Origin of the sequence: Halobellus ordinarius, assembly GCF_031823395.1 — an archaeon.
Lineage (GTDB): Archaea > Halobacteriota > Halobacteria > Halobacteriales > Haloferacaceae > Haloquadratum > Haloquadratum ordinarius.
In genome coordinates this window covers 449021-462020 of sequence record NZ_JAVQKJ010000003.1, presented here as the reverse complement: position 1 = coordinate 462020, position 13000 = coordinate 449021, and the positions used below count along the sequence as shown (strand labels likewise).

Genomic DNA, 13000 nt, shown 5'->3' with positions numbered 1-13000 from the left:
AATGTATCGTATACCGCTATATCAAATCTACTCTCGCGTAGATGAGACTAGCATACCGCTCAGTCAGCGTCTCTGCTGGTAAACAGAGGAATGATGACAGGTCTTATTGCCCCCTCGCTCACAACATAGTATTGTGGAAAGCACACAAAACAATTCGGCGAGTCGGATCGGATCACTCACGCAACTCCAGTGGCTGGCAGTTGCGTTAGTCGTTATCACCGGGGCTCTCCACGTGTATGCTGGCGTCGTCGAGGGACGCATCCCCGTTGCACTCGCAGGCGTCGGCTATGCTGGTGCGCTTGTGCTATTTTTCCTCGACTTTCGGCGGCGACTGCTCTCTCTCGTTGGGATTCCGTATACCGCTGTCCAGATCCCGCTCTGGATCGTGGCCAAATCGGAGTATGGGGTGGTCGACTACGTCGATAAGGCCGTTCAGGTCGTCTTGATCCTCGTGTTGCTCTATCTCTACCTGAACACACCGTCCGAATCGGCCGGACACACGCGAACAGCAGCGAACTGAAGGGTCGATAGCGCTCTCAGTTCCAAAATACCGGAGTCGGATTCAGCTGCTTTCCGAAAATCGAGGTTCCGGTACCCGGCCGAAAGCGCGGACTGATTCTGTCGAGTAGCTATCTGTCCCTCCTCAGCACTCCGGTATACCGACGCCAGAGAACGGATGTCCGACAGTATGAACAAGCGAATGACGGTGTCCGAACCGTAGGTGAGGATCCACCGGACGATAGCACGGCTGGATCGTTCGTCGGCCGACGAAACCGCTTTTACACGCCGGCCGTAGCGTCGAGTATGGCTGACACAAGGGCTGGACCGCTCGCCGATCGGGAGTGGCGGCTGATTCGCGAGGATGCACGTAACGGGCCGATGCAGATGGCGCTCGACGAGATCGCCGCCGAGACCGCCGCCGACGGCGGGCCACGTACGGTCCGGGTCTATCGCTGGCAGCCCAGCACCCTCTCTTTGGGCTACGGCCAGGATCCAGAGACCGTCGACTGGGACCACTGCGCGGACGCCGGGATTTCGGTCACGCGGAGACAGACCGGCGGCGGCGGCATCTACCACGACGTCGACGGCGACGTCTCCTATTCGATCGTCGCGCCGAAGGCCGAACTCCCGGGCGATCTGCTCGACGCGTATCACCTGCTCTGTGAACCGATTCTCAATGCGTTCGATCGGCTCGGGATCGACGCCGACTACGTCCCGGAGTCGATTCCGGAGATCTGGTCGCCGGCGTGTTACCTCCGCGCGCTCCATCCCGCCCACGATATCGTCGCCGAGGGCCGGAAGATCAGCGGCAACGCGCAGTATCGTCGCCGCGAGGCGGTCATCCAGCACGGATCGCTGACGTACTCCGTCGGAGCGGCCGCCCACCTCGCGGTGTTCGACGGCCACGACGTCGACCCCGCGGAGTTCCGCGAACGGGTCGTCGGCGTCGACGAACTCGCCGACGTCTCGCGGCCCGAGATGGTCGACGCGGTCGAATCTGCGCTCGGCGAGTGGGCCGACGCCGCAGACGGATCGTGGACCGACGACGAACTCGAACGGGCACGCGAGCGGGCCGACGAGAAGTACGCCACCGACGAGTGGGTCCGGCGTCGGCCGGAAGACCGCTCCTGATCGGTCCGTCGACGGGTCGCTGCCGACTCCGAAGTCGCTTTACTCCCGGGGCGACTGTGACGCGGTATGCGAGTTGGAGCACACGAGTCGATCGCCGGCGGCGTCGCAAAGGCCGTGGATCGACAACTCGACGACGGCGGCAACTGCGGACAGATCTTCACCCACTCTCCCCAGGTCTGGCAGAATCCCGACCTCGACGAGGACGACGCGGCGACGTTCCGCGAACGTAGCGCCGAACACGACGTCGGCCCCTGGGTCATCCACTCCTCGTACCTCGTGAACCTCTGTACGCCCAAAGACGGCCTGCGGGAGAAGTCGATCGATTCGATGCAGCGGGAGGTCGACGCCGCGGCGGCGCTCGAGATCCCGTACGTGAACGTCCACCTCGGAGCGCACACCGGCGCTGGCGAACAGCAGGGACTCGACAACGCGGTGTCGGCGCTCGACGAACTCGACATCCCCGACGACGTCACCGTCCTCGTCGAGTCCGACGCCGGATCGGGCACGAAACTCGGCGACGACTTCGCCCACCTGGGGTACGTGCTCGAAGAGAGCACCCAGGATCTGGAAACCTGTCTGGACACCGCTCACGCCTTCGCCGCGGGCTACGACCTCTCGACGCCCGAGGGCGTCGACGAAACCTTCGAGGAGTTCCACGCGGAGGTCGGCCTCGACAACCTGGCCTGCGTCCACCTCAACGACTCCAAACACGAATGTGGAACCAACAAGGACGAACACGCCCACATCGGCGAGGGGCTGATCGGCGAGCCCGGGATGCGCGCGTTCGTCAACCACTCCGCGGTCGACGACGTGCCGCTGGTGCTGGAGACGCCGAACGAGGACGACAAGGGCTTCGCCTGGAACATCGAGCGGACCCGCGACCTACGCGAGGAGTAGCGCGCGTGCGGCAGTTCTCGCCGGAGTATCTGCGGCGGACGCGTCAAGGACTGTGGGACGGCTCCCGTGAGGCACTCGACCCCCTGTCGCTCGCCGACCGAAAGCGGATTCTCGACGCCGGCGCCGGAACCGGCGAACTCGCGCGCGTCCTCGATGCCGAATCGCCGGGGCAGGTGGTCTGTCTCGACGCCGACCCGGACCTGCTCTCGGTGGCCCACGGGGAGACCGGCCTCGACGTCGTTGTCGGTGACGCCACACGGCCGCCCTTCTTTCGAGACGCCTTCGATCTGGTCGTCTGTCAGGCCCTCCTGGTCAACCTCCCGGACCCGGTGGCTGCGCTTCGTGCGTTCCGGGAGTGCTCGACGGACCTCGTGGCCGCCATCGAACCCGACAATTCGGACGTCGGCGTCGACTCGACCGTCGCCGCGGAAGTCACGCTGGAGCAGCGCGTCCGCGAGGCCTACATCGCGGGCGTCGAAACCGACGTCGCGCTCGGCGATCAGCTCCCCTCGCTGTTCCGCGAGGCGGGGCTGACCCCGGTCGCGACCCGCCGGCACTACCACCGGAAGGTGATCGAACCGCCATACGACGAGGAATCGATGGCGGCGGCCGCCCGGAAGGCACGCGGCGACGCGCTCGTCGAACACGAGACGGAACTCCGGCGGGCGCTATCGCCCGACGAGTACGACGTCCTCCGCGACGAATGGCGGGAGATGGGCCGTGCCGTCGTCGAGGCGATGCGCGAGGGAACGTACCGCCGCGCCGAGGTGGTCCCCTTCGACGTCGTCGTCGGCCGCGTCGACGGCGGGGCGTAGCCCTGACGGCGCGCGGAACGAAGCGCAGACGGGAGACCGTCAGACCACGTCGCCGCGAACGGTCCGCCCGGACTGTGTCGCGCGGTACTCGCGAAGCGTCTCGGCGGCCTCGTCGGCGACCTCGGAATCCAGCCCCAGCATCGACAGCGACTCCGAGAGGGTCGGGAAAACGAGTTCGCCGCCGCGGAGCTTTTTTAATGCCGAGTCCGAATGCTGTCCCTCGGCGTACAGACAGACGCCGCGAGGGTCCAGAATCTCCTCGTAGGCGTCGCGGGCGACGGCGCCTTTCAGCCGCTGTCGCACGTTGTCCTCGAATGAGGCGTTGCACACTTCCAGGTGGATCGGCTCGTCGTCCGGCAGGAGATGCGCGGCGAGACACTTCTCGGGTGCGGCGTGGCCGCTGCCGTTCGTCCGCACGCGGTCGGGGTACGCCTCGGCCCACGCCGCGGAGACGCTCTGGCCGATGCCTTTCACGCCGTGCGTCGCCTCGAACTCGGCGCCGGCCTCGCTGTCCCCGCCGAGGAGTAGATCCTTCGTTACGTACACGTTCAGGCGCTCGACGGGGTCGAGCCCCAGGGCGACGTCGCCGTAGACCCAGACCTCGCGGACGGGCACCGGAAGCGGCTCCGAATCGACGGCGTCGAGAATCGCTTCGACCCGATCCAGCGCGTTCGCACGGTCCATACCCGGGTGTCGCCCCGTGTAGAGGAATGCGTTTCGGCGGCGGCAGGGAGGTTCCCCGTGCATCGTCAGCGCGCAGTTCCGGAGGTGTTTTTACTGACCTTTCCTTAGCCCTACTCGGCACCTCGGGGGTGTCGATCGATCACCGTTTCGGTGACCTCTCGGGGCAACACAGCCCGGGGTGCCTTCCCCCATCCCCCTCTCCCCCCTTTGGTGGGTGTCACACGTTCCCTTTGTCGGATAGACACCCTTTCCGAGACGAAACCGGTATCCTCCCGCGTCGCCAACGCCGAATCGATGGAGTGCGACAAATGCGGCCGCGACGCCGTAATGCACGCCGGCTACTCGGGTGCACACCTCTGTGAGGAGCACTTCCGCGCGTCGGTGGAAAAGCGAGTGCGCCGGCGGATCCGGCGGGACGGACTCGTGCCGCAGGACGCCTCGCCCGACGACCCCGAACAGTGGGTGCTCGGCCTCTCCGGCGGCAAAGACAGCGTCGTGCTCGCACAGATTCTCGACGAGACGTTCGGCCGCGACCCCCGGATCGAACTCCTCGCCCTGACGATCCACGAGGGGATCGAGGGCTACCGCGACGAGAGCGTCGACGCCTGCGTCGAACTCGCAGCGGAGCTGGACCTCCGCCACGAACTCGTCTCCTACGAGGAGGAGTTCGGCGTCCGGATGGACGACGTCGTCGAGGACGACCCCGAGGGGATGGCGCCCTGCGCATACTGTGGAGTGTTCCGCCGCGACCTCTTGGAGACCTACGCCGCGGAGTTCGACGCCGACATCCTCCTGACCGGCCACAACCTCGACGACGAGGCCCAGACGGCGCTGATGAACGTCTTGGAGGGCGACGTCAAGCAGATGGCCAAACACTTCGATGCGAGCCTCGGGCCGTTCGACGAGCGCACCGACGACGCGGGCTTCGTCCCGCGGGCGAAGCCGCTCCGCGACGTGCCGGAAAAGGAAGTCGCGCTGTACGCACAGCTGCGGGAGTTGCCGGCGCACATCACCGAGTGTCCGCACGCCTCGGAGGCGTTCCGCGGCGAGATCCAGGAACTGCTCTTGAAACTGGAGGAGAACCACCCCGGAACGAGACACTCGATCGTCTCCGGCTACGAGGAACTGGCGTCGATGGCGGCCGATCGGTACCGCGGCGAGTCGACGCCGGAGATGGAAGCGTGCGACCGCTGCGGCTCACAGACGACCGGGGACGTCTGTCGGAAGTGTCGACTGCTCGAATCGCTCGCGGCGACCTGAGCGGTTCCGGCAGCAACGTCGGGGACGCTCGCGACGATTTACCCGACGCTGGCGGCGACGGAGACGTCACTCACGACGAGCGGTGCCGAAGAATCCGCGTTGCGACAGCACGAACGGAGTGACCGACTGGAGACAACGGGCCGGATTGCGGTGTCCGTTCGGGGCGTCTCGGATCGTTAGCGGATGACGTCGAGTCCGTGCTGTTTTTCGCGCTTCTGTTCCCCGCCGTCGGACTGCCAGGAGCGACCCGATGCGGTCGAGCCGCCGGAGCCGTTACCCGGCACTTCGACCTCCTTGCCGCCGTCGAACTCCGAAGCCTCGAGGCTCTGTCGGGATTTGTCCGCCTGCTTCTGCGTCGACGGCCCGAGCACCTGCGCCGACTGGACGCCGGTCATGATCGCCATCACACGGACTTTCCCCTTGTACTCGTCCTGGATGCGGGCGCCCCAGATGACGTTGGCGCGAGCTTCGAGCCGTTCCGTGATGTTGTTCGCGATGCCCTCGGCCTCCTTCAGCGTCAGGTCCGGTCCGCCCGTGATGTGGACGAGACCCCCGGATGCGCCCCGGTAGTCCACGTCCAAGAGCGGGTGGTTCATCGCGTCGTTGACGACCTCCTGGGTCTTGTTTTTGTCCTGGGTCTCGCCGACGAGCATCACCGCGACGCCGCCCTGGTCCATAATCGTGGACATGTCGGCGTAGTCCAGATTGATGAGCGAGGGCTGGGTGATGGTCTCGGAGATCCCCTTGACCGTCTCGGCGATGATCTGATCCATCACCGAGAAGGCCTTGCCGATCGGGAGGTTCGGGACGTAGTCGAGCAGCCGGTTGTTGTCGAGGACGATGATCGAGTCGGCCTCGTTGCGGAGCTTCTCGAGCCCCTCCTCGGCTTTGACTGTCCGGGCGCGCTCGACGTTGAACGGCGTCGACACCATCCCGACGACGATCGCACCCTGCTCTTTGGCGATCTTCGAGACGACCGGCGCAGCACCGGTGCCGGTGCCGCCGCCCATCCCGGCGGTGACGAACACGAGGTCGGCCCCGTCGAGGACCTCCTTGATCGTCCCCTGGGCCATCTCGGTCGCCCGCTCGCCCATCGAGGGGTCGCCGCCGGCGCCGAGCCCCTGCGTCAGGGACTTGCCGACGAGGATCTTCGTGTCCGCCTCGACCATCTTGAGGTGCTGTTTGTCGGTGTTGATCGCGACCGTGTCGGCGCCGTCGACGCCGATGTTGTACAGGCGGTTGACGGTGTTGTTGCCGGCGCCGCCGGCGCCGACGATGACGATTCGGGGGCTCCCGAACTCGTCGTCGTTCCCGGCCTCGGCGGCGGTGTCACGCTCCTCCTCGTCGCGCTGCATGGCCTCTCTGACAATATCTTGCATCGTCTTACACCTTGGCCCACGTTCGTTTCGCCGCCGAGTCGCGTCCCTCGGTCTGTTGTTCGTTGAGCATTTCACGGACGGCCGAGCGGATCGCTTCCGATCGGTTCGGGAACTCCCCCGTCTCGACCATCTGTTCGACCTCCTCGATCTGCTGCTTCGGAATTCGTAGTGTCACACGCTCCATTGTTGCATTCCCCCGGTAAGACGGCGCGCACGTCCCGTGCGAACGTCCTACACCTCCGAAAACGGAAGACAGCGGACCTTTCCCCCGCTTCCGTCGGATCTGTAAGACGACCGTCTTACGCAGCAGATACCACAGACCGATGGCTTATAAAGCTAACGACAGTTGTAAGACAAAACCCCGCGACCGGCGCATACGGGAGTTTCAACCCTGTTTACGTCCGTTCCAGGACGTCGGCAGCGGAGGTCCGGCGCCCACAGCTGGGGCAGAACGCCCAGTCGGACCGGAGCTCGTCCCCGCATTCACAGAACACGCGGTGTGACGCTTTCTCCCCGCAGTTCGGACAGTATACGTGGTCGGCGGAAACCGTCTCACCACACTTGTCGCACGTCTTTGATCCGCCCGCAGACGGTTCCGCTTCTGGCGGCGTCTTACGCTCAGGCTCCTGCGCCGTCGACTCCTCGACGGCGGCGTTTTCGTCGGTTTCAGCCGCGTTTACGCCATCGACGGTGACGTTGACGTTGAGATCCCGGGTTTCCGGCGGGCGCCGCCTGGCGACGGGTTCGTCGAGGCGCTCGCTGACGAGTTCATCAAGGCGCTCGCCGACGAGTTCGTCGACGCGCTCCCGTATGACCTCGTCGATGGTGTCGGTCCCGCCGAGGGCCGACTGGTCGGACGGGCCGGGGTCGCCATCACGGTCCGCGCCGTCGAGGTACTCCCGAAGGGCCTCGCGCATCGCCTCGCTTTTCGAGGCGTCGAGCGACTCCAGTCGCTCAACGAGATCATCGTCGGCGCGGAACGTGATCTTGCTCATCGACCGTACCATATGCAACCTACCATATCAATCTTCCCCTCGTGTCTGACAGTTGTCATCCGCGCTGTCGGACAGCCGCGACCCCGTCTGTTTCGCTTGGTTGCCCCCCGTCGACTCCGGCAAATTCAAGTCGGCTTTCGCCGATTCAATCGTCGTGGCAGTAACGTTCGATCTCTTCGGTACCCTCGTCGACGTCGACCGGCCGGAGGACCCCGCGGCCGCAGTAGCGTCCGCGCTCCGCGACCGCGGGGTCGAGGTGCCCAGTGACTGGCAGGCAGCGTACACCGAGCAGCACATCGACGCGCCCGACGGTGCCGAGGTGCTGCTCCCAGTGCACGTCGCCGCCGCGCTCAGGTCCCGGGGCGTCGACACGCCTGATAGCGCTGTCCGGAACGCTGTGGTCGCCGCGTTCGATCCTGCCGTCGACACACGAGCGGGCGCGGTCGACGCCATCGCGGCCGCGGCGGAGGCGGGGCCAGTCGGGCTCCTCTCGAACTGTGCGGTCCCGGAGCTCGTCGGCCGCACTCTGATCCGGTCGACGCTCGATCGGGACGCCTTCGACGCCATCGTGACGAGCAGCGGCTGCGGCTGGCGCAAACCCCACCCGAACATCTTCAGGACGGCCGCCGACGAACTCGGCGTGGCGCCCGAAGCGCTGTGTCACGTCGGCGACGACCCCGCGACCGACGGTGGGATCACGTCCCTCGACGGGACCTTCCTGGACGTGAGCGAGCGGAACCTCGAAGCGCTGGCAACACAACTCAGAAGGGAAGGAGTGCCGGAGGAATGACAGTCGGTGAGACGGCCAGCGACAGAAGGCCGGGCACCGACGGGGGCGAGTCCGGATGCCGGTGACGGCGACAGTCGCCATCGCCCTCGCGGCCGGCTTCGACGCTGTCTTGGGAGAACCGCCGACGCGAGTCCATCCGGTCGCGCTGCTCGGCCGTCTCGTTGCGCGTGTCGACCGCGGCGACGGGGGTGGCGAGAGAAACGACGGAATGGAGAGCGACGGCGACAGACCCGGTGGCGATCCCGTGTGGTCACGCCCGCGACTCGTCGGGCTTCTTGTCGCCTTCGTCCTCCCGCTTTCTTTCGCCGCCATCGCGGCTGGTTTCGTCGCGGTCGGCGCGTGGATAAACCACTGGCTCGGGGCGGTCGTCGCCGCCGGTGTGCTCTTTTCGACGACCAGCCTGCGATTGCTCCTCGCCGAAGCGCGGACGGTGATCAGCGAGAGTGACGCGGACCTCGCGGCCGCCCGCGTCGACCTCCGCGCGCTCGCTGGTCGCGATTCTGATGACCTGAACCCCGCGCACGTCCGCTCGGCAGCCGTCGAGAGCCTCGCGGAGAACCTCGCCGACGGGTTCGTCGCCCCGCTTTTCGCGTTCGCGCTCGGCGCCGTGGCGGCCGCCACGCTCGTCGGTCCCGGCGTCTCCCTCCCACTCGCCGCAGCGGCGGCAGCCTGGGTGAAAGGCGTCAACACGCTCGATTCGATGCTGGGGTATCGCTCGAAGCCGGTCGGCTGGGCGTCCGCGCGACTCGACGACGCCGTGATCTGGCTCCCGGCGCGGCTCACGGCACTGCTCATAGCTGTCGCTGCCGGGGCACCGACGCTCGTCCTCCGGCGTCGAGTTCGCGGGCTCGCTCGTCGCCCCGCGTCGCCCAACTCCGGGTGGCCGATGGCGACGATGGCCGCGCTGTTGCCCGCGCGACTGCACAAACCAGGCGTGTACGACCTCGATCCGCGGGACTCGGCCCCGCTTCCGGACGTCGCGACGGCGGCGCGTGCAGTTCGGATGACGCGGCGCGCGGGGATCATCGCGGTCGGCGCCGCGGGGGTGCTCGCGTGGTTCTGACCGCGCTCCGCGGCGCGCTCGGCTTCCTCACCCGGCTGCCGGTCGGCGGCGACGAACGGTCCTGGGAAGCGTTCCGGCGCACGCCGGTCTCGATCGTCTTGGCGGGCTACGTCGTCGGCACCCTCGCCGCGCTCCCGCTCTTGCTCCCGATTCCCGTGCCCAGCGCGGCCGCGCTGTACCTCGTGACGCTCGTTCTCCTCACGGGCGTCACCCACGCCGACGGCCTGGCGGATCTCGGCGACGCTGCGGCGGTCCACGGCGGCGTCGACGTCGCTCGCCGCCGGGAAGTGCTCAAAGACGCGGCGACGGGTGTCGGCGGCGCGCTCGCGGTCTCGCTCGCCTTCGTGACGCTCGGCCTCGGTGCACTGGGGCTGGCTGGCACCCGACCCCGCGTCGCGTTCGCCCTCGCGCTATCGATCGAGGTTGGTGCAAAAGCGGGCGTCGCGACCCTCGTCTGCGGCGGAGAGGCCGCCCACGAGGGACTCGGGAGCGCGCTGACCGAGGCAGCGACGCCGACCGCCCTGTTGCCGGTCACCGTCGCCGTCCTCCCGCTCTTCGCGCTGGCCTCTCTCACGACGGTCGGCGCGCCGGCCATCGCCGCCGCACTCCTCGCGCCCGTCGCAGTCGCGTGGCTCGTCGGCCGCTGGGCCGCGGGCGCGCTCGGCGGGATCTCCGGCGACGTTCTCGGCGCGGCGAACGAACTCGGTCGGGTCGCGGGGATCCACGCGGGGGTGATCGTGTGGACGCTCTCGTGATGTGCGGCGGGCGCGGGACGCGGCTCCGCGAGGGAGTCGACGGCGATCGATCTGGCGAGGGCGCCAGTGACGGCGAGGGGGGGCACCCGACTGACGACGAGAAACCACTCGTCGAAGTGGCGGGCCAGTCGATGCTCTCGCGGGTCGTCGAGGCGCTACGAGGGAGCCGGGTCGGCGAGTCCGGAACCGTCCACGCGGTCGTCTCGCCGCAGGCGCCGCAGACCGCCGAGCGCGCTCGCGATCTGTCGCTCTCGGTCGTCGAGACGCCGGGCGACGGCTACGTCTCGGACCTCGGTACCGCCCTCGACGCGGTCGGCCGTCCGGCGCTCACCGTTCCCGCGGATCTCCCGCTGCTCGCACCGGAACACGTCGACGACGCCATAGCGCGGGCGCACGAAAGGAGTTCAGGGGGCGGGCCGTCCGCGACGGAACCAACGAAGGGGCACCCAACCTCACTCACCGTCTGCGTCCCGGCCGCGCTGAAACGCCGTCTCGGCGCCTCTGTCGACACCGCCTTCGAGCACGACGGCCGGGAAGTCGCCCCGACGGGGCTGAACGTCGTCGCGGCCGACGACGACACCGTGGCGTTGACGTACGACGCGCGCCTCGCGGTCAACGTGAACCGGCCCGCCGACAGAGCGCTCGCGGAGGCCCTATGCGGGTGATCCTCGTCGCGGGGACGACCCGTACGGCCGAGGTCGACGGCATCAGCGCCGCCGGTGCCTCGCGCGACCTGCTCGTCCACACCCCGAGCGCCGACGCCGAGATCATCACGTACGGCGACACCGTCCGCGCGCCCGTCACGCCAGTGAGTCCGTCAGGATGTCCGACGCCCGCGGTCGTGACGCGCGCTGTCCGGGAACTACTGGGATTCGAGGTGACCGTCGTCGACGGCGGCCTCGCCCGCCCGACGGGCGCGCCGACAGTGTCAGTGGGCGCGCGGCCCGGCCGCGACATCCGCGAGGCAGATCCTGTCCGGACGGCGCCCGGAGCGTTCACCGCCGCCCGGCGGTTCGGTCGAGCGCTCCCGGACGACCGGATCGTCATCGGCGAGACGATCCCTGGCGGAACTACCACGGCGATGGCGGTGCTGCGCGCGCTCGGCGAAGACGTCGTCCCGTCGACGTCCTCTTCGCTGCCGGAGAACCCGGTGGACCTGAAAGAGCGCGTCGTCGCGGCGGCGTTCGACGCCTCCGACATCGAACCTGGCCGGGGCGGCCACACGCCCGAACTGGCTGTCAGATTTGTCGGCGATCCGGTGCTGGCCACTGCGGCAGGGCTCGCCGCCGGGGCGCTCGAATCCGGCACGGCGGTGGTCTTCGGCGGCGGGACCCAGTTGCTCGCGGTCGCCGCGCTCGTCCGCCACGCGGGCGTCCCTGACCGCGCGACCCTCGCGACGACGTCGTACCTGGCCGCGGACGTTCCGGAACTCGCGGACGCCGCGGCGGCGCTGAATCTCGATCTCGTGGTCTCCGATCCGGGCTTCGACGCGCCCGCCGCGGGACCGCTCTCGGCCTACGCCGACGGCGTCGCGAAGGAGGGCGCGGCGATGGGCGGCGCACTCCGCCTCGCCGACGAGGCGGGTCGACTGGGCGACGTGACCGACGCGGCGCGGACGGTCTTAGACCGAGTCGACGGCGACCGGCCGGAGGGAGAGGGGCCGGATCGAGTCGACGGCGATCGACCGGAACGGGAGGAACCCGACCGTGGACCCTGACCGCGTCGCCGCCGTCGACCGCGTGCCCCACGGCGGCAGCGGCGACGCGGACCTCGTGGACTTCAGCGCGAACACGAATCCAGTCCGGCCGGCGGGCGTCGCCGACGTCTACGAGGCGGCGCTGGCAGATGCGACGCGCTACGCCGACGACTTTGCGGCGTACCGCGCGGCAGCGGCTGATTACGTCGACTGCGATCCCGGCGACGTGGTCCCGACGTCCGGCGGCCTCGCGGCGCTGCGGCTGGCCTTCGGCGTCACCGTCGCGCCCGGCGATCGCGTGCTGGTTCCGGAGCCGAGCTTCGGCGAGTACGCCCGTGAGATCCGACTGCAGGGCGGCGACCCCGTCGGCGTCGCCCACGAGGACCTCCTCGCGGCGGATCCGGAGGAGTACGCCGCGGTCGTCGTCTGCACGCCGAACAACCCGACCGGCGACCTCGTCGACCCCGACACGCTCCGGGGGTTCCTGGACGACTGTTGCGCGGCGAACACCCCGCTGATCGCCGACGAGGCATTCCTCGATTTCACTACTGCGCCGAGTCTCGCCGGCGAACCGGGCGCCATCGTCGCCCGCTCGCTGACCAAGATGTTCGGCCTGCCGGGGATCCGCGCGGGCTTCGCCGTCGCGGTCGGCGACCTCGGCGAGCGCCTTCGGGCGGCCAGTCCCCCGTGGGCGCTCTCGACGCCCGCCGCTGCTGTCGGCGAGCACTGTCTCCGCCAGGAGTCTTTCGTCGAGCGAACGCGGGACCGAGTCGACCGCGAGCGCGCCCGGATGCGCGAGGCGCTGTCGGCCGCCTACGACGTCGATCCCTCGGACGCGCCCTTCCTGTTGCTCGACGTCGGGGACGAGTCGGTGGATACCGTGATCGACCGCGCACGCGAGGGCGGCGTCGCGATCCGTGACGCCCGGACCTTTTCAGGATTGGATTCGCACGTGCGCGTGGCCGTGCGCCGCCCGCACGAGAACGATCTGTTGCTCGATGCTTTGGTAGACAGATGATGTGGCTCGACACGCT

At 68.2% G+C, this 13000-nt stretch carries 15 protein-coding genes; 11 read left to right on the top strand and 4 right to left on the bottom strand.

What is annotated here, in order from left to right; translation table 11 throughout:
* Positions 1 to 133: 133 nt before the first annotated feature.
* The 4 genes from RJT48_RS05730 (at position 134) to RJT48_RS05715 (ending at position 3344) form a co-directional block, all read left to right on the top strand.
* Positions 134 to 520, top strand: coding sequence for a hypothetical protein (locus RJT48_RS05730; protein WP_311171283.1), 387 nt, complete (start codon positions 134 to 136; stop codon positions 518 to 520).
* Between the two features lie 284 nt (positions 521 to 804).
* On the top strand, positions 805 to 1632 hold the full coding sequence (locus tag RJT48_RS05725) for a lipoate--protein ligase family protein (protein WP_311171282.1): 828 nt from the start codon (positions 805 to 807) through the stop codon (positions 1630 to 1632).
* A gap of 66 nt (positions 1633 to 1698) precedes the next feature.
* Positions 1699 to 2529: a deoxyribonuclease IV gene (locus RJT48_RS05720; protein WP_311171281.1), complete on the top strand. Its 831-nt coding sequence runs from the start codon at positions 1699 to 1701 to the stop codon at positions 2527 to 2529.
* Between the two features lie 5 nt (positions 2530 to 2534).
* Positions 2535 to 3344 (top strand): class I SAM-dependent methyltransferase, encoded by an 810-nt coding sequence (locus tag RJT48_RS05715; protein WP_311171279.1) that lies wholly within the window; start codon positions 2535 to 2537, stop codon positions 3342 to 3344.
* A gap of 39 nt (positions 3345 to 3383) precedes the next feature.
* Here RJT48_RS05715 and RJT48_RS05710 read toward each other — a convergent pair whose 3' ends face one another.
* Complete coding sequence (locus tag RJT48_RS05710; RefSeq protein ID WP_311171278.1) at positions 3384 to 4028, bottom strand: DUF7095 family protein; 645 nt, start codon at positions 4026 to 4028, stop codon at positions 3384 to 3386.
* 294 nt (positions 4029 to 4322) lie between these two features.
* Between RJT48_RS05710 and ncsA the strand changes: the two genes are divergently transcribed.
* Entirely contained in the window at positions 4323 to 5288 is a 966-nt protein-coding gene (gene ncsA, locus RJT48_RS05705; protein ID WP_311171276.1) for a tRNA 2-thiolation protein NcsA, read from the top strand.
* Positions 5289 to 5464: 176 nt separating this feature from the next.
* Here the strand turns inward: ncsA and ftsZ are convergent, their stop codons facing one another.
* The 3 genes from ftsZ to RJT48_RS05690 form a co-directional block, all read right to left on the bottom strand.
* Entirely contained in the window at positions 5465 to 6667 is a 1203-nt protein-coding gene (gene ftsZ, locus RJT48_RS05700) for a cell division protein FtsZ (RefSeq protein ID WP_311171275.1), read from the bottom strand.
* Positions 6668 to 6671: 4 nt separating this feature from the next.
* On the bottom strand, positions 6672 to 6851 hold the full coding sequence (locus tag RJT48_RS05695) for a ribbon-helix-helix domain-containing protein (protein ID WP_311171274.1): 180 nt from the start codon (positions 6849 to 6851) through the stop codon (positions 6672 to 6674).
* A 211-nt stretch (positions 6852 to 7062) separates the two neighbouring features.
* On the bottom strand, positions 7063 to 7662 hold the full coding sequence (locus RJT48_RS05690) for a double zinc ribbon domain-containing protein (protein WP_311171273.1): 600 nt from the start codon (positions 7660 to 7662) through the stop codon (positions 7063 to 7065).
* A 154-nt stretch (positions 7663 to 7816) separates the two neighbouring features.
* Here RJT48_RS05690 and RJT48_RS05685 point away from each other — a divergent pair, with 154 nt between their 5' ends.
* The 6 genes from RJT48_RS05685 to RJT48_RS05660 are packed head-to-tail and all read left to right on the top strand — an operon-like array spanning position 7817 to position 12984.
* The gene (locus RJT48_RS05685; protein ID WP_311171272.1) at positions 7817 to 8452 is read left to right on the top strand and encodes an HAD family hydrolase; all 636 of its coding nucleotides are present in this window, start codon (positions 7817 to 7819) and stop codon (positions 8450 to 8452) included.
* A gap of 55 nt (positions 8453 to 8507) precedes the next feature.
* The gene (locus tag RJT48_RS05680; RefSeq protein ID WP_311171271.1) at positions 8508 to 9515 is read left to right on the top strand and encodes a CobD/CbiB family cobalamin biosynthesis protein; all 1008 of its coding nucleotides are present in this window, start codon (positions 8508 to 8510) and stop codon (positions 9513 to 9515) included.
* Positions 9506 to 10270: an adenosylcobinamide-GDP ribazoletransferase gene (gene cobS / locus RJT48_RS05675; RefSeq protein WP_311171270.1), complete on the top strand. Its 765-nt coding sequence runs from the start codon at positions 9506 to 9508 to the stop codon at positions 10268 to 10270. The genes RJT48_RS05680 and cobS overlap by 10 nt, the downstream gene beginning before the upstream one ends.
* Positions 10270 to 10935 carry an NTP transferase domain-containing protein gene (locus RJT48_RS05670; protein ID WP_425604702.1) on the top strand — a complete coding sequence of 222 codons (666 nt, stop codon included), beginning with the start codon at positions 10270 to 10272 and terminating at the stop codon, positions 10933 to 10935. The genes cobS and RJT48_RS05670 overlap by 1 nt, the downstream gene beginning before the upstream one ends.
* On the top strand, positions 10926 to 11987 hold the full coding sequence (locus RJT48_RS05665; RefSeq protein WP_311171268.1) for a nicotinate-nucleotide--dimethylbenzimidazole phosphoribosyltransferase: 1062 nt from the start codon (positions 10926 to 10928) through the stop codon (positions 11985 to 11987). The genes RJT48_RS05670 and RJT48_RS05665 overlap by 10 nt, the downstream gene beginning before the upstream one ends.
* The gene (locus RJT48_RS05660; RefSeq protein WP_311171267.1) at positions 11977 to 12984 is read left to right on the top strand and encodes a threonine-phosphate decarboxylase; all 1008 of its coding nucleotides are present in this window, start codon (positions 11977 to 11979) and stop codon (positions 12982 to 12984) included. Before RJT48_RS05665 ends, RJT48_RS05660 begins: the two co-directional genes overlap by 11 nt.
* The last annotated feature ends 16 nt before the right edge of the window (positions 12985 to 13000 follow it).